Source organism: Flavobacterium sp. GQ95, assembly GCF_059758655.1.
On the sequence record NZ_JCAXEB010000001.1, the window covers coordinates 658,741 to 684,335 of the forward strand.

Consider the following 25,595-nt stretch of genomic DNA (forward strand, 5'->3'; position numbering starts at 1 on the left):
ACAATATTCTACATTCCAGTTCGAATAGCCTCAACCGGATCCAAATTGGCTGCAGAAATTGCCGGAAGAATTCCGGATATTAATCCAATAATAGCTGCTAACGTAGTTCCTAAAATTATATTCCCAAAGCTTAAAACAAATTCGAAATCAAGCACTTTCGTTAAAATCAGTGCAATCCCCCAAACCATTAAAAGTCCAATTATTCCTCCGATAACAGAAAGGATTATAGCTTCAAACAAAAATTGAAATAATATAAAACGATTTTTTGCTCCCAATGATTTTTGAATTCCAATTAAGTTCGTTCGCTCTTTAACCGAAACAAACATAATATTCGCAATTCCGAACCCTCCTACTAAAAGAGAAAATCCACTGATAATCCATCCAACAACGTTCATCTGACCTAAAATTCCATCAATAAAATCAGTGAATCCAGAAAGTACATTTATGAAAAAATTATCTATTTCGCCAGCTTTCATTCCACGAATAGCTCTCAGTTTCTGCGCCACTTCAGCTTTATAAGCATCCATATCAATTCCTTTGACAGGCTTTAAAACAATTACAGGCGTCATAGCATCACTATCACCATACATTCTTCGTAAAAAGTTAGCCGGAAAATAAACAGATGTATCATTACTATCTCCAAAAAATCCCGCGCCTTGTTTTGTCATAACGCCAATAACAGTAAAACGTTGTCCATACAAACGAATACTTTTTCCGATAGGATCGTCAGAACCAAAAAGTCCAGTCGCAATTTCATAACCCAGAACAATTACTGGTGATCCGGAATTAGATTCCGATTCGGTATAAAATCTTCCTTTATCAAAAGTTAATCCATCAATATCAACCATTTCATAAGAAGAAGGAACCATATTTACATCGGCAACAGTTTTTGAATCATATTTTAAACTTTCTCTATTTACAAAAAGCTGATAACCGACCTGTTGTGTATTATTTAGCGAGTTTTTTAAAGCGATATATTCATCATATTTCACATTTGGAAACTGTTCTCTTTTCCATTGTGGAATTTCAGATGGGCCAAAGCAAAATTTCATTAAATAAATTGTATTTTTATCTAAGCTGCTCAAATCTTTAGAAATTTTACGATCGAGAGAATCAACGGCAGCCAAAACAGCAATAATCGAAAAAATACCAATCGTAACCCCTAACAACGACAATAATGTACGCAATTTATTATTTCGCAAAGCATTTATGGCAAAGCTCAGACTTTCCTTTAATAATCTTAAATAAAGTAGCATATTTTCGTATTTTTCAATAAAGTAAAATTCAATAAATTAAAATCAAAAACCTAATAAAAGTTAACTTACTCATCAGTAGTTTTTTTTAAGAGAATGTTACATTAATTTTCTTTAAAATAATATTTAAAAAAACTACTTTTGCAGTCTGAAAAACATAACTACACAATGAGCACAACAAAAAAAATTCAATCAGCATTAATATCTGTTTTTTCGAAAGATGGACTAGAGCCAATCGTTAGAAAATTGCATGAACAAAACGTAACATTATATTCGACTGGAGGAACTGAAGATTTTATAAAAAACCTTGGAATTCCTGTAGTTCCTGTAGAAGACATTACTTCATTTCCTGAAATTCTTGGAGGAAGAGTAAAAACTTTACACCCGAAAATTTTTGGCGGAATTTTAAATCGTCAGGATAATGAAAGTGATGTTCAGCAAATGAAAGAATTTGATATTCCTCAGATTGATTTAGTAATTGTTGATTTATATCCTTTTGAAAAAACGGTTGCATCTGGTGCAAGTGAACAAGATATTATTGAAAAAATTGATATTGGCGGAATTTCATTAATTCGTGCCGGTGCAAAAAACTTCAAAGACACGGTAATTGTAGCTTCTGTAAATGAGTACAGCTTGCTTTTAGATTTGATTACAGAACAAAACGGAGCAACAACATTAGAGAACAGAAGATTACTTGCTACAAAAGCATTCCACGTTTCTTCTCATTATGACGGTGCTATTTTTAATTATTTTAATACTGACGAAACTATTTACAAAGAAAGCATTGCAGGTGGTCAGGTTTTAAGATATGGAGAAAACCCTCATCAAAAAGGATTTTTCTTCGGAGATTTTGATGCAATGTTTAAAAAAGTTCACGGAAAAGAGCTGTCGTACAACAATTTATTAGATGTTGATGCTGCAGTAAATTTAATTAATGAATTTAAAACTGACGGACCAACATTCGCTATTTTAAAACATAATAACGCTTGTGGTTTAGCTTCAAGAAAAACAATTAGCGAAGCATATTTAGCAGCTTTAGCTTGTGATCCAACATCAGCATTTGGTGGAGTTTTGATTGCAAACACTAAAATTGATTTATCGACAGCACAAGAAATTAACAAATTATTCTGCGAGGTTGTAATTGCTCCAAGTTATGATGATGATGCAATTGCTGTTTTACAAGAAAAGAAAAACAGAATTATATTAGTTCAAAATGAAATTGAATTACCTTCAAGACAAGTGAGAACATGTCTTAATGGTTTGTTAATTCAGGACAGAAATAATATTACAGATACTAAAGAGCATTTAAAAACCGTTACTACAACAGAGCCAACTGCACAAGAAATAGAAGATTTAATTTTTGCTTCTAAAATTTGTAAAAACACAAAATCAAATACAATCGTATTTGCTAAAAACGGAACTTTAATTTCATCAGGAACTGGTCAGACATCAAGAGTTGATGCTTTGATGCAGGCTGTTGATAAAGCAAAAGCTTTCGGATTTGATTTAACAGGAGCTTCAATGGCAAGTGATGCATTTTTCCCTTTTCCGGATTGTGTAGAATTAGCCAAAAAAGCAGGAATTACAGCTGTAATTCAGCCTGGTGGATCAATAAAAGACGAATTAAGCATCAATTATTGCAACGAAAATAATCTTGCAATGGTATTTACAGGAACACGTCATTTTAAACATTAATTTGTTTAACTTTGTTCGATAATTATTTATAACATTTTAAACCCCTAAAAAACTTATGGGATTTTTTGATTTCATGACCGAGGATATTGCGATAGACCTTGGTACCGCAAACACTTTAATCATTCATAATGATAAAGTTGTTATTGATAGTCCGTCAATCGTTGCACGTGACAGAATATCAGGCAAAATCATTGCTGTTGGTAAGGAAGCCAACATGATGCAAGGTAAAACGCATGAAAACATCAAGACCATAAGGCCTTTGAAGGATGGTGTAATTGCCGATTTTGATGCTTCAGAAAAAATGATCAATATGTTCATTAAAAGTATTCCGGCATTGAAAAAAAGAATGTTTACTCCAGCTTTAAGAATGGTAGTATGTATTCCATCAGGAATTACTGAGGTTGAAATGAGAGCTGTTAAAGAATCTTGTGAAAGAGTAAACGGAAAAGAAGTTTATTTAATTCATGAGCCTATGGCAGCAGCAATTGGTATTGGTATCGATATCATGCAACCAAAAGGAAATATGATTGTTGATATTGGAGGTGGTACAACTGAAATTGCTGTTATTGCATTAGGTGGAATTGTATGTGATAAATCTGTAAAAATTGCAGGTGACGTTTTCACAAATGATATTGTTTATTACATGCGTACACAACACAATCTTTTTGTGGGAGAAAGTACTGCTGAGAAAATAAAAATTCAGATTGGGGCTGCTATCGAAGATTTAGACGGACCGCCAGAAGATATGTCAGTTCAGGGTAGAGATTTACTAACCGGAAAACCAAAACAAGTAGATGTTTCGTATCGTGAAATTGCAAAAGCATTAGACAAATCAATTCAACGTATTGAAGATGCTGTAATGGAGACTTTATCTCAAACTCCTCCTGAATTAGCTGCCGATATTTATAACACAGGTATTTATTTAGCTGGTGGTGGATCTATGTTAAGAGGTCTTGACAAACGTATTTCACTAAAAACAGACTTACCTGTTTACATTGCCGAAGATCCTTTAAGAGCGGTAGTTCGTGGAACTGGAATGGCATTAAAAAACATTGCAAAATTTAAAAGTATCTTAATTAAATAAGATTCAAAACAATAACTAATATTTTTTATGAGAGTCAAATGATCAAATTTGACTCTCATAAAATTTGAAACCTTAAAGCATATCCTGAAACAAAATAACCAAACAAGAAATGCAGCAAATTTTTAATTTCATTATAAGAAACAGTAACCGATTGCTGTTTTTGCTGCTTTTAGGTATTTCGTTGGTTCTCAGCATTCAATCTCATTCATATCACAGAAGCAAAGTAATCAGTTCAGCTAATTTTTTAAGCGGAGGTGTTTATGAGAAAATTAATCATATTAATGAATATTTGAATCTAAGAACCGAAAACGACGAACTTGTACTTGAAAACGCAAGATTAAAAAGTCTTCTTTTTAATAAAGAGGACACTACAAAAATACCGTTGGCAGATAGTGTAAAAGGAGTAAAGCCTGCTGACATTATTGTTTCAAAAGTAATTCATAACTCGTATAACAGACACGAAAACTATATTACGTTAAATTCCGGAGAAAATGAAGGTGTTAAACCAGATATGGGAGTAATTAATAGCTTGGGGATTATCGGAGTCATAGATAACACATCGCCAAGATATTCAACAGTGATAAGTATTTTAAATATGAAATCGCAAATCAACGCGAAACTAAAAAAATCAAATCACTTTGGTTCATTAACCTGGAACGGAAAAAGCACTGGATTTGTTCAATTAGAAGATGTTCCTAGACTAGCGTCTGTAAAAAAAGGAGACACCATTGTTACAGGCGGACAGTCTGTAATTTTTCCAGAAGGAATTAATATTGGTACGGTAGATATTGTTTACAAAAAAGAAGGCACAAGTTATTATGTTATAAAAGTTAAGTTGTTTAATGATATGACAAACTTAGGCCACGTATATATTATCAAAAGCAAGGATAGAGAAGAACTTATTAATTTAGAAAAAAAGGAAAAAGATGAATAGCGCATTGTTAGTCAATATTTTTCGATTTATTATGTTACTGGCAATTCAGATTGTTATTTTTAATAATATGAATTTTTTAGGATACATAAGTCCTTTTCCGTACATTCTGTATATTATTCTATATCCTGTAAACAGCAATAGATCAGGTTTAATAATTTCAAGTTTTTTACTTGGTCTTACAATGGATATGTTTTGTAATTCGGGAGGAATTCATGCGACTGCATGTGTTATTCTGGCCTATTACAGACCGTATATTTTTAAATTTTCATTTGGACTGAGTTATGAATATCAAACGATAAAATTAAACGAATCCCTAACACCTGAACGTTTTTCATTCATACTGGTTTCTGTTTTATTACATCACATAATATTATTTATACTCGAAGCTTTTCAGTTTAAATTTATTTGGGATATTTTACTTAGAACTCTGTTTAGTACCATTTTTACAATAATTATTTCAATCATAATAATATATCTTATTAAGCCCAATAAACGATGAGAAAAGTTTTGCTGCCCTCCTTAATTATTATCGCAGCATCTTTGCTGTTGATCAGGGTATTTTATCTGCAAATTATTGATGATTCATTTAAATTAAAATCTGATAACAACGCAATAAAAAAACAGTATGACTATCCTGAAAGAGGTTATATTTATGACCGAAATGGTAAATTATTAGTCGCCAATCAGGCTTCTTATGATATTATGGTTATTCCCCGCGATATTAAGGAAAACCTGGATGTTGATGAATTCTGTACTTTACTTAATATTACTAAAGAAGATTACGAAAAAAGAGTTGCCAAAGCGAGAGTATATAGCCCTAGATTACCTTCTGTATTTTTATCTCAATTAAACAAAAGTGAATTTGCTGCTTTTCAGGAGAAAATCAGAAAGTTTGAAGGATTTTATTTCCAAAAAAGATCGCTTCGTGATTATGAAGTAGATTATGGCGCCAATATTTTTGGTTCTATTCTACAGGTAAATGAAAAATTAATTGCTAAAAATCCTTATTACAATAGTGGTGACTTAATTGGAAGGCAAGGTGTTGAAGAAAGCTACGAAGAAGTTTTACGCGGTATAAAAGGTGTAAAATACATTCAAAAGGATAAATACAACCGAGAAATAGGTTCCTATAAAAATGGAAAATATGATACGATCGCTGTTGCCGGAGAAGACATTAATCTGACTATTGATGCTGAACTACAAAAGTACGGCGAAGAATTAATGATCAATAAAAGAGGTGGAATCGTTGCAATTGAACCAAAAACAGGTGAAATCTTAGCTTTAGTTACTGCTCCGTCTTATGATCCGGGTATTTTGGTTGGAAGACAAAGATCTAAAAACTACACCCTTTTATATCACGATTCGATCGCAAAACCTTTATACGACAGAGGTCTTCTGGCAGAATATCCTCCGGGATCTCCATTTAAAATCCTAACTGGTTTGGTGGCACTTCAGGAAGGTGTAATTAATGAGCAGACTACTTTTATGTGTCATCATGGTTTTAGTTATGGTAGAGGCAGATTTATGAAATGTCACGGTTTTGGGCCGCATCAATTAAATAATGGAATTTACAACTCCTGCAATACGTATTTTGCACAATCTTACATGCTAACCATCAATAAATATAAAGATCCTGGTCAGGCAGTAGATATTTGGAGTGACCACGTAAAAAGTTTTGGATTAGGTCAGTTTATGGGATATGATTTACCAACTGGTAAAAAAGGAAACATACCAACTTCTAAAACGTATAAAAAAATATACCCTAATGGCGGATGGAGAAGTACAACAATTGTTTCTAACGCTATTGGTCAGGGAGAAGTTTTAATGACTCCTATTCAGCTTGCTAATATGATGGCGACGGTTGCAAATCAGGGTTATTATTACACGCCTCACATTATTAAAAAAATTGAAGGTAAAAAGATAGACGCTAAATATACAACCAAACACGAAACTACTATTGATAAAAAGTATTTTCCACCAGTTATAGCTGGTTTATTTGATGTGTATAACAAAGGAACTGCTTATGCTCTTAGAGTAGAAGGAATTGATATTTGTGGGAAAACAGGTACAGCTGAGAACTTTGCAAAAATTGATGGTGTAAGAACAAAACTAAAAGACCACTCTATTTTTGTGGCTTTTGCTCCAAAAGACAACCCGAAAATTGCAATCGCTATTATGATTGAAAATGGGGGTTTTGGTGCAACCGTTGCTGGTCCGATTGCTAGTTTGATGATCGAAAAATATCTTAGAAAAAAGATTACCCGAACAGATTTAGAAACGAGAGTTTTAAATAAAAGTTTAGCAGTTGAATATGCAAAATTAGGAGGAATGACTGAAGCAAGCGCTATTGAAACAACTCCAAAAGATTCTGTTTTAAAAGCTAAAATTATCGTTCCAAAAGTAGTAAATCCTAAGACCGAAATTAAAAAAACAACCACAGACACCACAGACAACTAAGAAAGATTATTTCAAATGAGAAATCAAAGTGTAAAAAATAATATCGACTGGATAAGTGTCTTTATCTATACTGCTTTAGTAATATTAGGGTGGCTGAATATATATTCTTCATCATTACTATCTACAGAAGGAACCTATCAAAAGCAATTAATTTTCATTGGTTGTACTATACCTTTAATATTCGTTGTCCTTTTTGTTGATGGAAAATTCTACGAAAAATACGCCAGTATTATTTTCGGAGTTTCCTTATTATCATTGGCAGGATTATTTGTATTCGGAAAAACAATTGCCGGACAAAGATGCTGGTATGCAATTGGAAGCTTCACATTACAGCCTTCTGAGTTTGCAAAAGCTGCAACTTCACTGGCATTGGCCAAATATTTAAGTGACACTCAAATAAATCTAAAAGACGTAAACAGGCAAGTTCAGGCTTTAGCAATTGTCTTTTTACCTGTATTACTAATTTTACCCCAACCCGATCCCGGTAGTGCTCTTATTTACAGTATTTTTATTATTGTATTGTACAGGGAAGGCTTACCATCATGGTATGTTTGGACAGGTTTTATAACCATTTTACTATTTGTCCTGACACTCGTTTTAGAGCCCTATGTGGTTATTTTAATCGCCTTAGGGGTTCTAATGATTATTCATTTTAAAGGAAGGGTTGTAGACCGAAATATAATCTTAAGCGGCTTAATACTAGTTGGTATTTCAGCTTTTGTTTTATCCGTAGACTATGTTTTTGATAACGTTTTCAAACAACACCATAGAGATCGTTTTAATATTTTATTAGGAAAAACAGTCGATATGAAAGGTATTGGATACAACACCAATCAGTCAGAAATTGCTATTGGATCAGGTGGCTGGGTTGGAAAAGGTTTCTTAGAAGGAACTCAAACTAAAGGCGGATTTGTACCAGAACAACATACCGATTATATTTTTACAACAGTGGGTGAAGAATGGGGATTTGCCGGGTCACTTGTGGTGATTGCGCTTTTTGTTGGTTTATTTTTACGTGTAATATACTTAGCTGAGAGACAAAAAACAAAATTCAGCAGGGTATATGGTTATTGCGTTGCTGCCATTTTATTCACACACTTTTTTGTGAATATTGCAATGGTTATCGGGATTTTCCCAACAATTGGAGTTCCGTTACCCTTCTTTTCTTATGGGGGTTCCGGACTCTGGGGCTTTACTATTTTACTGTTTATATTCTTAAAAATGGATGCTAATAAAGTAAATGAATGGTAAAACACTAATAATCAATTTTTAAAATTCCAAATTCCAATATCAAATAGATTTGGATTATAATTCGAAACCTATAATATATTATTGCTTACGATTTCAACATTGAGGCAGAATACTAACACTATTACAATCTCTCACTATTGAAACCGTGTGCTATAATTTAAATATTTATATAATCAACTTAAGAACTGTGGATGTCTCGCTTTAAGTTTCTTAAACATAAAAAAAGTCCGAAGTTTTTATGAACTTCGGACTTTTTTTATTCTTGATTTGTAGTCTTATATCTTTTCTATCGGTCTTTTCTTTAATAGCTTAAGCAAAACAGGGAAAGTAGATATAATAATTATGATTATGATAATATATTCTATATGTTCTTTTAGATCTATTCCTCGCTCTAAAAAGACTCCGTATAAATAATGTCCTGAAAAAATCAATATAAAAGACCATAAAAAAGAGCTTAAAATATTATAGAACATAAATTTCTTTTTATCCATAGAAACAATACCGGCTATAATTGGGGCAAAAGTTCTAAAAATTGGTAAAAAACGAGCGTAAATTATTGCCTTTCCACCATATTTTTCAAAGAAATCTTTTGATTGTAATAAGTACTTCTTTTTAAACCAAAAACTGTCTTCTTTCTTAAATAAATAATAACCGCTTTTAGCACCGAACCAATACCCTGTCATGTTTCCTAAAACACCCATGATGGCTACTAGAGTTGAAAGTAAAAAAACATTTAAAAAATCACTAGGAATATAAAATACATTTTGAACTAAGTCACGACTGTAAATACCTGCCAAAAAAAGTAAACTGTCTCCGGGAAGAAAAAAACCTGCAAAAAGTCCTGTTTCCGCAAAAACGATAAACAGCACTATGTATAAACCAATTTGAAAACCGCCGATACTTAAAGTTATATAAAATTCAGGGTTGACTAATTGAGTCCAATCAAAATTATTCATAAAATGAGTTTGGTTACATTTATAAGTTTGTGAAAGTAAGAATAATTTAGTTTAACCACAATAAATTACGGCATTTTAAAGATAAATTAACGATAAAGAAAGCCAAGCCAATACTTGGCTTTCTAAAAAATATTAGTCTCTTTCGTACTTACAACACGTATGTAAATTATCGTAATCTGTTTGTGTTGCTTTTACCTCTTTTGTATCATGCCCTACTTTCGCAATGGCTTTGTTCAAATCCTCCGGTGAACTTTTTTCTTCATTCAAAATAACCGTCAACTGATGCGAACTAATGTCCCAACTGGCAGTCTTAACTCCTGGTACGCTAAATGCCGCTTTTTCTATACGCTTTTTACATTGCTCGCAGTTTCCATTAACTTCAGTAGTATATTTTAAATTCTTATTTTTTTTAGTTTGAGCCTGAGCCGAAAAACCTAAAAGAGCGATCATTGCAATTAAAATTAAATTCTTCATTGTATTAATTATTTAGTGTTATTGTAATTGATTTTTAAAATTGATATTGTATTTCTTATTTTATTTTAAAACGTAATCCTGCATAATACATTTGTCCAAAAATTGGTGCGTAAGCTACAGAAGCGTCAAAGTTCGGTCCAAATGGATCTTCGGCACCCAGAATTGCTTTTTGCTGTTTATAATTCCCAATGTTTTCTCCACCAATGTATACTTCGAAAACTGGCGAAAAAACTCTTGTAATCTGAACATTCATAACAGCATATGAAGGCGAAAATTCAGGAAACTGGTCTTCTTCCGGATTCGATGCAGTATAAGGTAATTGTTGTTCTCCTGACCAATTAAAAGTATAATCGAACTTCCATTGTTTATCGTCATTCATTGGAGTTTCATATTCTAAATTCCCTAAAAAACGATGTTTGGCCTGCAACGGGCGCTGAAAAGTCCCCCTTAAATAATCTGTTTGAATATCATAATATTTATATGCTGTTCTCAAATTCAAATTATGAATTAATTCATAATTAAATTCCAATTGAAAGCTATTCGCAAATGAACTTCCTTTTAAATTATAAAACAAAACATCCTGTGGACTTTGCATCAAATCGACAACAGCCTGATTTTGGAAATCGGTTCTGTAAAAATCAAAACCAGCTTCGGCATTTTTATTGAAAAGTCTAAATTTCTGCGAAAAACTTAGTCCGTAATTCCAGGCAATTTCAGGATTCAAACCGTAAATTTTTCCATTATTATCTAATATCGAAAAAGCTCTGGAACTTGCAAAAAGCTGTTGATTTTCGGCAAAAATATTAGCTGAACGCTTTCCTTTTCCAGCGGAAAAACGAATTACACCATTTTCCCAGGGATTATAGCGCATGTGCAAACGAGGTGTTACAAAAAAACCTAATCGATTATGATTGTCCACTCTTCCACCTAATATTAAACTGAAATTATCTGTATTATCATAAGTGTATTCAAAGAATGCTCCGACTGAGTTATCAATTCGGCTATAATCTGTTACATTCACAAATTCCTGATATTGATCATAGGTGAAATTTAAGCCCGTGGTAAATTTGTGCTTCGTATTATTTATAATCGAATTGAAAATTAAATTCGAATAAAAACTATTCTGCTTAATATCATAAAGATTTAATCCAAAATAAGAGTTCTGATTATGGCTGTTAAAAGCATTTTGAAAACCAATACTCTGGTAAGGCATATCTTTAAAAACATAACCAATTTTAGTCGACACATCAAAACGTTCGGTATTGATTTCAGAACCCCAGTGATTCGTTGTTCCGCGATCTCTGTCTTTATCAAAATCAACTTCGCCGGTTTGTTTTTTATCATTCATATATCTGAAATTGATAAAACTCACCAGACCGCTTTCGGGATTATAATATTGATATCGGTTTAAAACATTGATTTGTTTTCCTAACGGATTATCAAGAAATCCATCATTATTCATATCGTTTTTGGCTACACGAGTGTTTCCGTGAACGAATAAACTTGTTGCCCATTTATCAGATATTTTTTTATTGAAGTGTGTATTCAATTCAAAACGGGCATCAGTAGACCCGTAAGCATTCAGGAAAAACGGAATATCGCTCAGTGGCTTTAAAAGCTCAGTATTTATTTGCCCTGAAATACTTTCATAACCGTTAATAACACTACCAGCTCCTTTGGTAATCTGAACACTTTCGATCCAGGTTCCGGGTGTAAAAGATAATCCATAAGCCTGAGAAGCTCCACGAACTGACGGAATGTTTTCTTCCGTAATCATCAAATACGGACTTGTTAAACCTAACATTTTTATTTGTTTGGTCCCTGTTAAGGCATCCGAAAAATTAACATCTATCGATGGGTTTGTTTCGAAACTTTCGGCCAGGTTACAACAAGCCGCTTTTAATAATTCTTTACTTGTAATTACCGTTGTATTGGCAGTAAGTGTATAGGATTTTTTTATTCCTTTTTGCTTTTTAGTTATTTTTACTTCCTGTAAATCTTCTTGTGAAAAAACAGATACAGAAAGCAAAATCATACTAAACAGCATGATATTTTTTTGCATAAAAAATGATTTTTAATAGTAATTAGAAAACTGTTTTTCAAAGTTTATCTTCAAAACAGAAAAACTAAAAAACAGCATACTTCAAGCCATAAAAAGACTTGATTCTAAAACATTAAAATCAGGAGTAGAAAATATATTGATTATATAACTTGAATAAGGGGGGCGCATTCGCATCAGAGTAATACGAAATGATTTGATTGCTTTTGAAATTTGGAACAGATAAAAACGCAATTGGTTTATACTCTTGAATTACGGCCGGAAAAGCAATTTGAAAAAAGAATATTTTGAAAGTAGCATTATCCGATTTCTTTTCGAAATGCACTACTTTATCTTTACAACAAGATGATTTTTTTTCGGAAGATCCGCAGCAGCTCTTTTCCGGAGATGCCGAAACTGAAGTATTTAATGAAACAGAAGCGATTTCTCCTCCGCAATAATGCACATCAAAAGCAAACCCAATGTTGGAAACCAACAATAGGAACGCTAAAAATAATCCTGTGCACTTTTTTAAATTCATACTGCAAAACTATTTAAAAAACCGCAGAAAAGATTAAATGAAATGTTATTTTTTGAAATTTACTTGCTGATAATAAAATGCAGGAATAAAAAGCAAAACGAATATCGGCTGAATAATAAATCGTCGCACATAAAAAAGCAACCAATTTCCGTCAGGAAAATAATCCAGAATTACAAAAAACAGCACCAAGAGTAATGCTAAAAAAAACACATAAAGAAAAGTACTGAACTTTAAAATTTCTCTATCGCGAAATAGTGCATAAATAAGTATCAACGATAAAACAGTATTTAAAAAATATCGAAAGAAGAGCCCGCAAAAAAGCTTAAAAACATCAAACGGAGGAAATGGTAAATTTTTGAAATCTGACTCGAAATAATCCAGAAATGGATCATAAAACAATTGACTTTCAAAAGTTCTTATCAATCCAAAACACATTACAATAAATATTGTGATTAGAATTTTAACCTTATGCTCCCATAATTTACTTAGCATATTTTGAAAATTTATTAACCCAAAATACCCATAAGATAAAAACCAATCCGTAAATAATTAAAGGAAATAAAACTCCATGCAAAATATGTTCATTTTCAGGAAACCAAAATAGCAGAACAGTTAAAATTGCAATGCGAATCACATTTAAAATATAAATTAAAACACTTCCTCCTATTATAAACAATAAAGTCGTTTTGAATTTTCCGGAAAAAGCAATTACAAAAGAGACAAATAGAATAATAACACTTATTGCATTGCAACCTTCGATAATTCTGATTGTAAATTTTCCTTTATACCACACTTCAAAATAAGGATGTAATACACTTTTGTGAATAATGATATCACAATTAAATAACTGCATTAACTGTTCTACATTATGACTAACAATAGCCGTTATTCCATCAACATCATTGGCCGCAAAACTGTTTAAATAAAATTTATAAAGTAAGGTCAGCACAATATAAGCCGAAAAGAAAGTGCCTATAAAAATCAAGAAAGGCTTAAATTGTACTAAATATTTTTTCAAGAGAATTTTTTTTCAAATTTATGTATTTTTTGATATTAGCTTTAAATACTTTTGTATAAAATTTTTATATCATGACATTTCAGGAATTACAACCAAAAATAAGCGCTATTGTTGCTGATAATAATAACGTTAGAGACGAAAAATTATTGGCAATATGCCAGCTATTAAACGAAAATGTAGAATATTACAACTGGGTTGGATTTTATTTTGCGAATCACGAAAATAAAACCTTACATCTTGGTCCTTATGTAGGGACAGAAACAGATCATACTGTAATTCCTTTTGGCAAAGGTATCTGTGGACAAGTTGCAGAAAGCAATGCTAATTTTGTTGTTCCGGACGTTGCCGCTCAGGACAATTATATTGCTTGCAGCTTTACAGTAAAGTCTGAAATTGTGGTTCCTTTATTTGTAAATGGAGTAAATATTGGCCAGATCGATATTGACAGCCATGTTATTGATCCGTTTACTGAAGCTGACGAAAGATTTTTGGAGTTTGTAAATCAAGAGGTTGCTAAATTGTACTAAAAATAATACATTCGCGTAAACTTTACTTTTAATCATTTTATGAAACTAATTTTACGTGTATTCTTTTTTTTCGCAATTTCTACAAAACTATTTTCTCAAACTGCAATTCCGGCAGGCAAAATAATTTATCTGGATTCTAGCTGGGTTGAAAGCACTGAGGACAACTATAAGTATATTAGAATTGTCGAAGAATATTATTCAGAAAAAAAATCCTACATCATTAAAGAATATTACAAATCTAAAGCTTTAAAAACGATAGGAACTTCATCTGATAAAGATATACTTAAACGTCAAGGCCAGTTTGTTTACTATTATGAAAATGGCAACAAAAAATCAACTGTTAATTATTTAGATAATAAAAAAACAGGTAAAGAATTCAACTGGTATGAAAACGGAAATATACAGTCTGAATTTGAGTATTATACCAATAAAAACAACGAAACCAATTATAAACTCAATAATTACTGGAACGATAAAAAGGAACAAAAAATAATTTCCGGTAATGGGGATATGGAATACAAGGATAAGTTTATTGAAGAAGCCGGAAAAGTAAAGGATGGTTTGCGAGATGGAATTTGGAAAGGAAAATCTCTAAAATCAAAATATAGCTTTACAGAAAATCATCAAAACGGAAAACTCGTTTCAGGAGTAAGCATAGATTCATTAAATATTGAACATCCATATACCACTATCGAACAGCGTCCTACTCCTAAAAAAGGTATAAATTCTTTTTATAGTTATGTGGCAAAATCAATTATTATTCCGGCTGACGCCCGAGATGTAACAGGAAAAATATACATGACCTTTATAGTAGATAAGGATGGAACGCTTGTTGATCCTAAAATACTAAAAGGTGTTGGCTATGGAATAGACGAAAGCGTTCTTAACGTGATTAAGAATGCAAAAAAATGGAATCCGGGTTTAAAAAGAGGCATTCCGGAAAGGGCATTTTACTCCTTACCTATCACAATTACAAAAAATGGGAGATAAAATTCTTTTTTTTCAAAAAAAAGTTCTAATTTTGCACCCGTCTTACAAAAGTTGTAAAGACATACATAAAAATCATTAAATAATATTGGAATGTATTTAACTAAAGAAAAGAAAGAAGAGATTTTTGCACAACATGGAAGTGCTACAAACACTGGAAGTGCAGAAGGTCAGATTGCATTGTTCACTTACAGAATTTCACACTTAACTGAGCACTTGAAAAAAAATCGTCACGATTACAACACTGAGCGTTCACTTGTACTATTAGTAGGTAAAAGAAGAGCTTTGTTGGATTACTTGAAAAAGAAAGAAATCAACAGATATCGTGAGATTATCAAAGTATTGAATATCAGAAAATAATCAATATAGGAAAGAGGTGCGAAAGTGCCTCTTTTTTTATTTAAAATTTTAAAAATCAGATTTTAGATTTTTAACTTTACAAACACATTAATATTGATTTTTGAAATTGATATTGACATTAAAAAAAGTTTGGTTTTTCATTGGGTTTTAGAAACAACAACTACACACAACAACTACAACACAACTAAAACCCATTGTATAACCAATAAGGAAAAATTATGATTCCACAATTATTTGTAGAAAAGATCGATTTAGGTGATGGCAGAAGCATCACAATCGAGACGGGTCGTTTAGCTAAACAAGCTGATGGTTCTGTAGTAGTAAGAATTGGTAAAACTGTCATTTTAGGAACAGTTGTATCATCAAGAAAAGCAAGCCCAGGTATCGATTTTTTACCATTGACGGTAGATTATCGCGAAAAATTTGCAGCAGCAGGTCGTTTTCCTGGAGGTTTCTTTAAAAGAGAAGCTCGCCCTAGTGATAGCGAAGTATTAACAATGAGATTAGTTGACCGTGTTTTGCGTCCACTTTTCCCAAGTGATTATCACGCAGAAGTTCAGGTTATGATTCAATTAATGTCTCATGATGATGAAGTTATGCCAGATGCACTAGCAGGATTGGCAGCTTCGGCAGCACTTGCTTTGTCTGACATTCCTTTCGAAACTTTAATTTCTGAAGCTAGAGTTGGAAGAATTGACGGTCAATTTATCATCAATCCATCTCGTGCACAATTAGAATTATCTGATATTGATATGATGATTGGAGCTTCGACCGATTCTATCGCAATGGTAGAAGGAGAAATGAAAGAAATCTCAGAAGCAGAAATGTTAGAAGCAATTAAATTTGCTCACGAACATATTAAAGTACAAATTGCAGCGCAGGAAAGATTAGCTGCTGCTTTTGGAAAAAAAGAAGTTCGTACTTATGAAACTGAAAAAACAGACGATGCCATTTACGCAAAAGTAAAAGCAGCGGCTTATGATAAGATTTACGCCATTGCAAGCAAAGGTTCAGCTAAACATGAACGTTCTGCTGCATTTGATGCTGTAAAAGAAGAAGTAAAAGCATTATTTACGGAAGAAGAATTGGCAGAAAACGGAGATTTAGTTTCTAAATACTTCTATAAAACTAATAAAGAAGCTGTTCGTAATGTAACTTTAGATTTAGGAACTCGTCTTGACGGAAGAAAGACTACAGAAATCAGACCAATCTGGTGTGAAGTAGATTATTTACCATCTGTTCACGGTTCAGCATTATTTACGCGTGGAGAAACTCAAGCTTTGGCAACAGCAACTTTAGGAACGTCTAGAGAAGCAAACCAAATTGATTCACCATCTGAACAAGGAGAAGAAAAATTTTATTTGCATTATAACTTCCCACCATTTTCTACAGGAGAAGCTCGTCCGTTAAGAGGAACTTCAAGAAGAGAAGTTGGACATGGAAATCTTGCACAAAGAGCTTTGAAAAACATGATTCCTGTTGAAAATCCATATACAATCAGAGTTGTCTCTGAAGTATTGGAATCAAATGGTTCATCTTCTATGGCAACAGTTTGTGCTGGAACATTAGCATTAATGGATGCTGGTATTCAAATGATTCGTCCAGTTTCTGGAATTGCGATGGGATTGATTACTGATGGTGAGCGTTTTGCAGTTTTATCTGATATTTTAGGTGATGAAGATCATTTAGGAGATATGGATTTCAAGGTAACTGGAACTTCAGAAGGTATTACAGCTTGTCAAATGGACATCAAAATTGACGGATTGAAATACGAAATCATGGAGCAGGCTTTAGCTCAGGCTCGTGATGGACGTTTGCATATTTTAGGAAAATTACTTGAAACTCTTGCAAAACCAAATGCAGATGTTAAAGCACATTCTCCTAAAATCATTACCAGAACTATTCCTGGAAACTTTATTGGAGCATTAATTGGACCTGGAGGAAAAGTAATTCAGGAATTACAAAAAGCTACTGGAACAACTATTGTAATCAACGAAGTAAACGAAGAAGGTGTTATCGAAATCTTAGGTACAGATCCTGCTGGAATTGAAGCAGTATTGGCTAAAATTAAGTCAATCACTTTTAAACCACAAATGGGAGAAGCTTACGAAGTAAAAGTAATTAAAATGTTAGATTTTGGAGCTGTAGTTGAATATACTGCTGCACCAGGAAATGAAGTTTTATTACACGTATCTGAGTTAGCTTGGGAACGCACTGAAAATGTTACTGATGTAGTTAACATGGGTGATGTTTTTGAAGTGAAATACTTAGGTGTTGATCCTAAAACTAAAAAAGAAAAAGTGTCAAGAAAAGCACTTTTACAAAGACCTCCACGTGAGGAGAAAAAAGAGTAATCAGATCTTAGTTTACTAAAGGTTTATTCATAGAAAACCCCAATTCATTTATTTGAATTGGGGTTTTTCGTTTTAAAACATATATATTATATTACAATTTAACACTTAAACGTGAAATTTGTAACATTTTTTTGATACTTTTGAAATTACCAAAACAATTCATCAAAAGCCACAGAATCCTTTGAAAAATTATCAAAAAAAATCGATTTTCCTTACTTTATTTGGATTATTCTTAAACATTTACGCCACTCACAGTCAAACAATCCACGATAAAACTCCCATCAATAATTGGTTTGACACTACAATCGGCAAAGAAAATTTAGCCATTTATAATGGTTCCCGTCATGTAAATTATTACAGAACGCTGGACAATAGCCATAGTTATTATATTTCAGGAAAATTTACCACTGGTTCTCTTAAATATGAAGATCAGGATTATTATAATGTCGAACTTAAATACGATGTTAATAATGATATCTTAGTTTGTAGGCCAATTGGCGAATTTGACTATATGGGAATAAATGTCATTAAAGAAAAAACCGCCCGATTCAACATTTACAACAAGCAGTTTGTTAATATTAATTACAACAATCCTTCATGTCCGGCAGATATGACTGGCTATTATCAGGAAATTATCTTTTCTAAAGACAACATTCTTTATATTAAACATCATAAAAGCAGAACAAAAGTAATTGACACCAAAACTATTTCTGATGGGGTTAATCAAAATAGCACAGATGAGTTTAAAGAAAAAAATGAATTTATTTTAAAATACAAAGATGCCTATTATAGAATAAGTTCAAAAAGTGACGTTATCAAAATTTTTCCAGAATATAAAAGCAAAATAAAAAATTATTACACTAAGAATGTTCAAGTAGAGGAATCAGATAATAAAGTTTTTATTGAAAATTTAATAAAAGAAATAAACACTATTTCCAATAATGTATCCAATTAAAAATGAGAAAAATTATACTAGCGCTATTTTTATTAACTTTTCATGCATTATCTTTTAGTCAGGAAAAAACAAAAAAAATATCTGTTGAATTTAACAATACAGATTTAAAATCAGCATTAGAAGCTATTGAAAAAAATACTGGTTATAAATTTTATTTCAATCAGGCCTGGTTTAAAAACGAAACCATTATCATTAATAAAAAATACGAGAATACTTCAATTGAAGATATATTAACCAGTATTTTTGAGAAAACCGATCTCAATTATTTTATAACTGATAAAGAAATAATCCTGATAAAAAACAGCATTATTTACGATTCGCTACCTGATGATTATTTTGAACCTTCGACTACTACCCAGCCAAACAAGGTTGAAGCTGTCGTTTTAGCAAAACCTGTATTTCAGCAACAATATGATACATTAAAACACAATAATATTAATTCAGGCATTACCTATATTGGAAAAGAAAAAAAAGGTAGGGAATCCAAATTCTATACACTTTCGGGATTTATAAAAAATAAAAAAACAGGAAAAACAGTTTCTAATGTAAGCATTAAAGTTCGTGATCAAAGCATAAGTACGGTAACTAATAATGAAGGCTATTATGCGCTTCAGGTACCATTTGGGCTTAATTACATCGAAATCGAATCGATCAATTTCAAGAAAGAAGTAGAAACCCTAATGGTTTATGATAATGGTCAATTAGACATTACTTTATATGAAAGTATAAACGAATTAGACGAAGTCATTATAAAGAAGAATGCAGACAAAAATGTAAAAAATGTTATTGCAGGGGTTTCCAGCATTGATGTTGAAGGAATAAAAAATATCCCTCTTGTTCTTGGCGAAAGAGACATTTTTAGAGTTGCTACAACCTTACCAGGAATAAAAACTACAGGAGAAGGTTCTGCAGGATTTAATGTTAGAGGAGGAAAAGACGATCAAAATTTAATTCTTTTAGACAATGCAGTTTTATATAATACCTCTCACTTTTTAGGTTTTTTCTCTGCTGTTAATCCTTATACGACAAGCAAAGTAGACATATATAAAGGTAGTATTCCTGCGAGGTTTGGCGGAAGATTATCTTCTGTTTTTGACATTGCTTCTAAAAATGGCAATCCCGAGAAATTCTCTGGTGAAGGTGGAATTGGCTCTGTCACAAGTAATCTTACCATAGGAACTCCAATAGTAAAAAACAAATCCAGTTTATTAGTTGGTGTAAGAACTACTTATTCCGAATGGATTTTAAAAACGCTGGATGATGAATCCTTAAAAAATAGTCAGGCAGCATTTTTTGATGGAATTATAAAATACAATCACAAAATAAATACCAATAACAATATTGAATCTACGCTATATTATAGTAAAGATCGTTTTAGTATTTCTTCTGATTCGGTTTATAAATATAGTAATGCATTGGTTTCATTGAAATGGAATCACGCCTTTAGTAGCAAAAGCAAGGCCGACTTAATATTTACCAATAGTAATTATAAATTTAATATTGACTATAATAACGGAACTCCAAATTCTTTTGATTATGGGTACAAATTAAATGAAACCCAATTTATAGCCAATGCTAATTATGCACTCAATAGTAAACATGCCTTTAACTATGGTGTCTCAAGCAAACTTTATAATGTTGATCCGGGATATCTTAATCCGAAAGATCCTAAATCAACCATAATTCCAGTAAATATAGAAGATGAAAAAGCTTTGGAATCGGCAATATATTTTTCAGACAATTACACGCTTAGTGAAAAAATATTAATTAGCATGGGATTACGTTACTCTACATATTCTGCACTTGGTGAATCTACGCAAAGAATTTACGAAAGTAATGCGCCCGTTAATGACAATACCGTTATTGGAACACAGCATTATAAGAAAAATGAAGTCATTAAAACTTATGGCGGTTTCGAACCAAGAATAGCAGCACGTTATTTGTTTACTGATGATTTCTCTGTGAAAGCAAGTTATGACAAAACCTTTCAATACATTCATTTACTAACAAATAATACTACACAATCACCAACTGACTCGTGGAAGCTGTCTGATTTAAATATTGCTCCACAAGAAGCACAACAATTTTCATTGGGCTTTTATAAAAATCTTGATAATGATAATATCGAACTAAGTTTAGAAGGTTATTATAAAAAATCAAATAATTTATTAGACTATAAAGTGGGATCTGAATTGTTACTAAATGAAAATACCGAAACTCAACTTTTACAAGGCGAAGGAAAGGCATACGGAGTTGAAGTATTATTAAAAAAGAACGCAGGAAAACTTAATGGTTGGTTAGGATATACTTATTCCCGAACTTTTATTAGAATAAACACCGAGTTCATTGATGAAAAAGTTAACAATGGACATTATTTTCCAACAAACTTCGACAAACCTCATGAAGTAAGTGCTGTTTTAAATTATAAATTCACCAAAAGATATAGTTTATCTGGTAATTTTGTATATCAATCAGGACGACCAATTACCTATCCTATTGGAAGTTATATTTATAATGGCATGGAATACACCTTATATAGTGATCGAAACAAATTTAGAATTCCTGATTATTACAGACTAGATCTTGGTTTTAATATTGAAGGCAACCATAAAATAAAAAAATTATCACATAGTTTCTGGAATATATCTGTCTATAATGTCTTAGGAAGAAATAATCCTTATTCTATCTTTTTTATTACAACAGATGGTCAGATAAAAGCTTATAAAACTTCTATATTTTCTGTGCCGATACCGACCATAACTTATAATGTCAAATTTTAATAATTAGAATAAATGAAATTTATAATCAGACCTATCAGACTTTTATATAAGACATTTGTTTTAATACTTTTTTGTCTTTCTATTGGTAGTTGTACAGAGCAATACGTTTTTCAAACAAATTCTACGTTTGAAAGTATACTTGTAGTTCAGGCAAATATTACAAATGAATTAAAAAAACAGGAAATAAAAATTACCAGGTCATATCGTCTTGAAGAAAATGGACCAACTTTTGAAAAAGGAGCAAATGTTTATGTAACTGACAGCGACAAAAATACTTTTGAGTTTGAACTTGAGGAATTTTCGGGTCTTTATGTCTCAAAAAATGATTTTCAGGCAATTCCAGGAAAATCATATCGCTTAAACATTATAACAAAAGACGGAAAATCGTATTCCTCTGCAGCACAAACTTTAACCGAAGTTAATGAAATTGAGGTAGAGTCAAAAGCAGCAACTATTGATGGAAATAAAGGCGTACAAATAATGGTAAGTAGCTTTGATCCAAACGGAAAATCACGGTTTTACAGATACGAATATGAAGAAACATACAAAGTAGTATCTCCTTATTGGAATCGTAATAAACTTATAGTAGATCCAAACAGTCCAAACATAGAGGAACCAAAATATCTTATTGTTCCAAGGGAAGGCGAAACCAGAATATGCTATTCGACAAAAAAATCAGATGATTTGATTCTCTTGAGTACAGTGGGTTTGAGTGAAGACCGTATCAATCTCCCAATAAGATTTATAGATATCAAAAATCCGGTACTTAATGAGCGCTACAGTATTATTGTACGTCAATATATTCAAAACTTAGAATCGTATACGTATTATACCACTCTAAAAACCCTCTCTACATCTTCAAGTCTTTTTTCTCAGGTTCAACCCGGATTTAATTACGGTAATTTAAAATCTGATGACAATCCTGATGAGAAGGTAATCGGTTATTTTGAAGTGTCTTCTGTTTCATCAAAAAGAATCTTTGTAGATTTTAGAGCGTTATTTGCAGATGATCCGTATCCGCCATTTGCTTATGACTGTACATCAGCAGAATTATTAAACTGTTGGGACGCCAAAGGTTGTGCGGGCTCAACAATACTTGCCTTAATTAAATCACCTGTACCTGAGAAAATATTTTATGGATCTCGAGATAATATGGAAGTAATTATATTTGTTCCCTCACCTTGTGGCGACTGCACCAAAATTTCATCTAACATTAAACCTTTATTTTGGATAGATTAAAAAAAATAATAAGTATCGTGATGTTAATGGCACTTCCTCCTGCTATTGCACAGAATAGTTCATTAAGCAAAAATGAAACTATAAACAAAGCGACGAGCGAAAATATATTTGTTCATTTAAACACCACAACTTTAGTTGTTGGTGAGACATTACATTGTAAGCTTTATTGTGTAAATCCAGCGAACAATCACTTAAGCAACATAAGCAAAATAGCTCATGTAGAAATTGTTAACGACAAAAATCAGGTTGTTTTAATGAACAAAATTTATCTTGACAATGCAACTGGGCAAGGTGATTTTTTTATTCCGACAACATTTACCACAGGAAATTATAAACTGATTGCCTACACCAACTGGATGTTGAACAAAAAAGATTCAAAAATTTCTGAGACAGAGCTTTTTGTAATAAATCCTTATTCAACAAATAAAAACAACTATGTAAATAAAGATCCTAATACTCAAAAAGTAACAATTCCACAGGCTGGATTGAGTAATAACCAACCAAAAGATGAATCTTTTACTTTAGAATTGGATAAAAAGACAGCAGCAAAAAGAGAGCAAATTTTACTTAAAATAAGATCATCTAATTCTATTATTAATAAAGGAAGTTTTTCACTTTCCATAAAAAAAATAGACAATTTACCAGGAATAAAACCAATGAATTCTTATGAATTTGCAAAATCAAATACTGATAATCAATTAGCAAACACAGTTAATGATAGTATACTATTTTTACCTGAACTTAGAGGAGAAATAATCTCTGGCAGCATTACAAATACAAAAGACCCAAAACAAATTGCGGGTAAAGACGTGGCATTATCAATACCAGGAACAGGTTTTGCTTTTAAAATTGCCGAAACTAATGAACATGGTAAATTCAATTTTATTTTAGATAAAAATCCAAATTATCCTAATGCAATTTTTCAGGTTGTTGAAAATGATAAAAATGATTACAAAATAGAAATTGATAAAGATAAAGGATACGACTTGTCAAAATTGAAATTTATAAATGAACTAAATCTTACTTCTGATTACAAAAAAAGTATTGAAGAGAGATCAATTGCAAATCAAATTGAGAATAACTATTATTCTATCAAAAAAGATAGTATAGAAAGCAACACTAAAACAACTCCTTTTTACCATCCGTTAGAAAAAGAATACATTCTTGAAGACTACACAAAATTTCCAAGTTTAAAAGAAACAGTTACAGAGGTGATTAAAGAAGTTTATTATCGTGAAGAAAATAATAATTTCACATTAAATGTGAGAGATATAAATTACGATTTAAAATATTTTTCAGAACCTGCGTTGGTACTAGTCGACGGATTATTAATTCAAAATGTTAATGAATTAGTTGATTATAAAACTGAGAATATATACAAGGTTAGTGTTGTTCCCGGAATTTATCTTTATGGACCAAAAGCATTTAATGGTATCATTAGCATTACTACAAAAAATAAAGATTACCTGAGTAAAACAACAGGCAGCTACATTCTAAAGTCCGAAATTCAAAGACCGCTAAATAAAACTATATATTTTAAACAAGATTATACAGACCGAACTAAATATGACAGAATTCCTGATTATAGATATCAATTGCTTTGGCAACCTGAATTAACATTAGAAAAAGCTGAAAATATAATTTATTTTTTCACCTCTGATGTACCTGGAGTTTATGAAATAAATTTGGAAGGATTTACGGAAAAAGGAATTCCAGTTTCTTTAAAAGAAACTATCGAAGTGAAAAATGTAACTGCTAATTAAAAAGATTTAGTTTTTCTCATATTAAGAATTATAGACCTTATTTTAAAAAGGTTTTTTCATAAAAAATCCCAATTCATTTATTTGAATTGGGATTTTTCGTTAATAAAAACAAATATTTTATCACATTTTAACATATGCAGTCATAATCTATAACATTTTTTTAATACTTTTGAAATCAACCAAAACAAATCACTTAAACGGCCAATCCTTTGAAAAATCATCAACAAAAAACTATTTTCCTTGTTTTATTTGGATTATTCTTAAATATTTACCACGCCCAAAGTCAAACAAATGATGATATTATAGTCTATAATTGGTTCGACAAAAATTTAGGTTTAGAATCTCTGGACTTCAAAAATGGATTAGCACATTTAAATTTTGACAAGACTCCTACTAATCAAAATCGTTACTTAACTGATGAATTCAAGAAAGGAAGCATTAATTACGATGAGCAAATCTATTTTGATTTGTTTTTGAAATACGATATTTATAGTGACGAATTAGTTTTAAGACCTTATGATGAAGCTAATACAACCAAAATAAACCTTGTGAAAGATAAAATCAAATCTTTTACTATTGGCAATGAGAAATTTACTAACCTTAAAGAATTAAATACGGCAATTTTTAAAGGTGGGTATTATGAAGAAGTATTAATTAAAAATAATATCAAGCTTTATATCAAATATTATAAAGAAAAAAAGAAAAGTGCCAAGGATGAAATTAATTTAATTGATTATATACCAAAATACGAGTTTATCTTATTGAAAGAAAACAAGTATAATTTGATAAGTGAAAAAAAAGAAATTATAACGCTGTTTCCTGACAGTAAAAGAAAAATAAATGATTTCTATCTTATGAATAGAGACTTAAGAAAAGGTAATCCTTCTCTATTCATGAAAAACCTTATCAAATACATTAATAATTAAAAT

Annotated in this window: 22 protein-coding genes; 15 read left to right on the forward strand and 7 right to left on the reverse strand. The window is 31.5% G+C overall.

Going from position 1 to position 25,595, the window contains the following annotated elements:
* Window positions 1-8 precede the first annotated feature (8 nt).
* Window positions 9-1,256: an ABC transporter permease gene (locus AC6CH4_RS02820; RefSeq protein WP_498099962.1), complete on the reverse strand. Its 1,248-nt coding sequence runs from the start codon at window positions 1,254-1,256 to the stop codon at window positions 9-11.
* A gap of 165 nt (window positions 1,257-1,421) precedes the next feature.
* On the opposite strand from AC6CH4_RS02820, the gene purH reads away from it, so the two are divergent.
* The 6 genes from purH to rodA all read left to right on the forward strand — a co-directional run bounded on the left by purH (window position 1,422) and on the right by rodA (window position 8,674).
* Window positions 1,422-2,948 carry a bifunctional phosphoribosylaminoimidazolecarboxamide formyltransferase/IMP cyclohydrolase gene (gene purH / locus AC6CH4_RS02825; RefSeq protein WP_498099964.1) on the forward strand — a complete coding sequence of 509 codons (1,527 nt, stop codon included), beginning with the start codon at window positions 1,422-1,424 and terminating at the stop codon, window positions 2,946-2,948.
* A gap of 55 nt (window positions 2,949-3,003) precedes the next feature.
* Entirely contained in the window at window positions 3,004-4,032 is a 1,029-nt protein-coding gene (locus AC6CH4_RS02830; RefSeq protein WP_026983887.1) for a rod shape-determining protein, read from the forward strand.
* A 109-nt stretch (window positions 4,033-4,141) separates the two neighbouring features.
* The gene (gene mreC / locus AC6CH4_RS02835) at window positions 4,142-4,966 is read left to right on the forward strand and encodes a rod shape-determining protein MreC (RefSeq protein ID WP_498099966.1); all 825 of its coding nucleotides are present in this window, start codon (window positions 4,142-4,144) and stop codon (window positions 4,964-4,966) included.
* Window positions 4,959-5,465, forward strand: a complete 507-nt coding sequence (locus AC6CH4_RS02840) for a rod shape-determining protein MreD (RefSeq protein WP_074660407.1) — start codon at window positions 4,959-4,961, stop codon at window positions 5,463-5,465. Before mreC ends, AC6CH4_RS02840 begins: the two co-directional genes overlap by 8 nt.
* Window positions 5,462-7,423 carry a penicillin-binding protein 2 gene (gene mrdA / locus AC6CH4_RS02845; RefSeq protein ID WP_498099968.1) on the forward strand — a complete coding sequence of 654 codons (1,962 nt, stop codon included), beginning with the start codon at window positions 5,462-5,464 and terminating at the stop codon, window positions 7,421-7,423. The genes AC6CH4_RS02840 and mrdA overlap by 4 nt, the downstream gene beginning before the upstream one ends.
* Window positions 7,424-7,438: 15 nt before the next feature.
* Window positions 7,439-8,674 carry a rod shape-determining protein RodA gene (rodA, locus tag AC6CH4_RS02850; RefSeq protein ID WP_498099970.1) on the forward strand — a complete coding sequence of 412 codons (1,236 nt, stop codon included), beginning with the start codon at window positions 7,439-7,441 and terminating at the stop codon, window positions 8,672-8,674.
* A gap of 275 nt (window positions 8,675-8,949) precedes the next feature.
* Here the strand turns inward: rodA and AC6CH4_RS02855 are convergent, their stop codons facing one another.
* From AC6CH4_RS02855 to xrtF, 6 genes are all read right to left on the reverse strand, one after another.
* The gene (locus AC6CH4_RS02855) at window positions 8,950-9,630 is read right to left on the reverse strand and encodes a DedA family protein (RefSeq protein WP_498099972.1); all 681 of its coding nucleotides are present in this window, start codon (window positions 9,628-9,630) and stop codon (window positions 8,950-8,952) included.
* A gap of 132 nt (window positions 9,631-9,762) precedes the next feature.
* Window positions 9,763-10,104, reverse strand: coding sequence for a heavy-metal-associated domain-containing protein (locus AC6CH4_RS02860; RefSeq protein ID WP_498099974.1), 342 nt, complete (start codon window positions 10,102-10,104; stop codon window positions 9,763-9,765).
* Window positions 10,105-10,159: 55 nt separating this feature from the next.
* Window positions 10,160-12,166 (reverse strand): TonB-dependent receptor plug domain-containing protein, encoded by a 2,007-nt coding sequence (locus AC6CH4_RS02865; RefSeq protein WP_498099976.1) that lies wholly within the window; start codon window positions 12,164-12,166, stop codon window positions 10,160-10,162.
* A 118-nt stretch (window positions 12,167-12,284) separates the two neighbouring features.
* Entirely contained in the window at window positions 12,285-12,683 is a 399-nt protein-coding gene (locus AC6CH4_RS02870) for an HYC_CC_PP family protein (protein WP_498099978.1), read from the reverse strand.
* A gap of 45 nt (window positions 12,684-12,728) precedes the next feature.
* Window positions 12,729-13,175, reverse strand: a complete 447-nt coding sequence (locus AC6CH4_RS02875; RefSeq protein WP_498099980.1) for an exosortase F system-associated membrane protein — start codon at window positions 13,173-13,175, stop codon at window positions 12,729-12,731.
* Window positions 13,165-13,701 carry an exosortase family protein XrtF gene (xrtF, locus tag AC6CH4_RS02880; RefSeq protein WP_498099982.1) on the reverse strand — a complete coding sequence of 179 codons (537 nt, stop codon included), beginning with the start codon at window positions 13,699-13,701 and terminating at the stop codon, window positions 13,165-13,167. Before xrtF ends, AC6CH4_RS02875 begins: the two co-directional genes overlap by 11 nt.
* A gap of 71 nt (window positions 13,702-13,772) precedes the next feature.
* Here xrtF and AC6CH4_RS02885 point away from each other — a divergent pair, with 71 nt between their 5' ends.
* From AC6CH4_RS02885 to AC6CH4_RS02925, 9 genes are all read left to right on the forward strand, one after another.
* On the forward strand, window positions 13,773-14,228 hold the full coding sequence (locus AC6CH4_RS02885) for an XrtF-associated fRMsr-like GAF protein (RefSeq protein WP_498099984.1): 456 nt from the start codon (window positions 13,773-13,775) through the stop codon (window positions 14,226-14,228).
* A gap of 39 nt (window positions 14,229-14,267) precedes the next feature.
* Window positions 14,268-15,218, forward strand: coding sequence for an energy transducer TonB (locus AC6CH4_RS02890; protein WP_498099986.1), 951 nt, complete (start codon window positions 14,268-14,270; stop codon window positions 15,216-15,218).
* Between the two features lie 90 nt (window positions 15,219-15,308).
* A complete protein-coding gene (gene rpsO / locus AC6CH4_RS02895) occupies window positions 15,309-15,575 on the forward strand; it encodes a 30S ribosomal protein S15 (protein ID WP_029271792.1) in 267 nt (88 codons plus the stop codon).
* Window positions 15,576-15,793: 218 nt separating this feature from the next.
* Window positions 15,794-17,929, forward strand: coding sequence for a polyribonucleotide nucleotidyltransferase (locus tag AC6CH4_RS02900; protein WP_056190137.1), 2,136 nt, complete (start codon window positions 15,794-15,796; stop codon window positions 17,927-17,929).
* 181 nt (window positions 17,930-18,110) lie between these two features.
* Window positions 18,111-18,884: a hypothetical protein gene (locus AC6CH4_RS02905; protein ID WP_498099988.1), complete on the forward strand. Its 774-nt coding sequence runs from the start codon at window positions 18,111-18,113 to the stop codon at window positions 18,882-18,884.
* Between the two features lie 2 nt (window positions 18,885-18,886).
* Entirely contained in the window at window positions 18,887-21,664 is a 2,778-nt protein-coding gene (locus AC6CH4_RS02910; RefSeq protein WP_498099990.1) for a TonB-dependent receptor, read from the forward strand.
* A gap of 12 nt (window positions 21,665-21,676) precedes the next feature.
* Window positions 21,677-22,903 (forward strand): DUF4249 domain-containing protein, encoded by a 1,227-nt coding sequence (locus AC6CH4_RS02915; protein WP_498099992.1) that lies wholly within the window; start codon window positions 21,677-21,679, stop codon window positions 22,901-22,903.
* Window positions 22,891-24,666 (forward strand): hypothetical protein, encoded by a 1,776-nt coding sequence (locus AC6CH4_RS02920; RefSeq protein ID WP_498099994.1) that lies wholly within the window; start codon window positions 22,891-22,893, stop codon window positions 24,664-24,666. Before AC6CH4_RS02915 ends, AC6CH4_RS02920 begins: the two co-directional genes overlap by 13 nt.
* Before the next feature lie 209 nt (window positions 24,667-24,875).
* Window positions 24,876-25,592: a hypothetical protein gene (locus tag AC6CH4_RS02925; RefSeq protein WP_498099996.1), complete on the forward strand. Its 717-nt coding sequence runs from the start codon at window positions 24,876-24,878 to the stop codon at window positions 25,590-25,592.
* Window positions 25,593-25,595 lie beyond the last annotated feature (3 nt).

Coding starts and splice junctions, on each gene's coding strand:
- AC6CH4_RS02915 (WP_498099992.1), top strand. CDS start 21,677: ATGAAATTTATAATCAGACCTATCAGACTTTTATATAAGACATTTGTT.
- AC6CH4_RS02830 (WP_026983887.1), top strand. CDS start 3,004: ATGGGATTTTTTGATTTCATGACCGAGGATATTGCGATAGACCTTGGT.
- AC6CH4_RS02900 (WP_056190137.1), top strand. CDS start 15,794: ATGATTCCACAATTATTTGTAGAAAAGATCGATTTAGGTGATGGCAGA.
- AC6CH4_RS02875 (WP_498099980.1), bottom strand. CDS start 13,175: ATGCTAAGTAAATTATGGGAGCATAAGGTTAAAATTCTAATCACAATA.
- AC6CH4_RS02840 (WP_074660407.1), top strand. CDS start 4,959: ATGAATAGCGCATTGTTAGTCAATATTTTTCGATTTATTATGTTACTG.
- AC6CH4_RS02860 (WP_498099974.1), bottom strand. CDS start 10,104: ATGAAGAATTTAATTTTAATTGCAATGATCGCTCTTTTAGGTTTTTCG.
- mrdA (WP_498099968.1), top strand. CDS start 5,462: ATGAGAAAAGTTTTGCTGCCCTCCTTAATTATTATCGCAGCATCTTTG.
- AC6CH4_RS02865 (WP_498099976.1), bottom strand. CDS start 12,166: ATGCAAAAAAATATCATGCTGTTTAGTATGATTTTGCTTTCTGTATCT.
- AC6CH4_RS02910 (WP_498099990.1), top strand. CDS start 18,887: ATGAGAAAAATTATACTAGCGCTATTTTTATTAACTTTTCATGCATTA.
- rodA (WP_498099970.1), top strand. CDS start 7,439: ATGAGAAATCAAAGTGTAAAAAATAATATCGACTGGATAAGTGTCTTT.
- AC6CH4_RS02820 (WP_498099962.1), bottom strand. CDS start 1,256: ATGCTACTTTATTTAAGATTATTAAAGGAAAGTCTGAGCTTTGCCATA.
- purH (WP_498099964.1), top strand. CDS start 1,422: ATGAGCACAACAAAAAAAATTCAATCAGCATTAATATCTGTTTTTTCG.
- mreC (WP_498099966.1), top strand. CDS start 4,142: ATGCAGCAAATTTTTAATTTCATTATAAGAAACAGTAACCGATTGCTG.
- rpsO (WP_029271792.1), top strand. CDS start 15,309: ATGTATTTAACTAAAGAAAAGAAAGAAGAGATTTTTGCACAACATGGA.
- AC6CH4_RS02855 (WP_498099972.1), bottom strand. CDS start 9,630: ATGAATAATTTTGATTGGACTCAATTAGTCAACCCTGAATTTTATATA.
- AC6CH4_RS02890 (WP_498099986.1), top strand. CDS start 14,268: ATGAAACTAATTTTACGTGTATTCTTTTTTTTCGCAATTTCTACAAAA.
- AC6CH4_RS02870 (WP_498099978.1), bottom strand. CDS start 12,683: ATGAATTTAAAAAAGTGCACAGGATTATTTTTAGCGTTCCTATTGTTG.
- AC6CH4_RS02885 (WP_498099984.1), top strand. CDS start 13,773: ATGACATTTCAGGAATTACAACCAAAAATAAGCGCTATTGTTGCTGAT.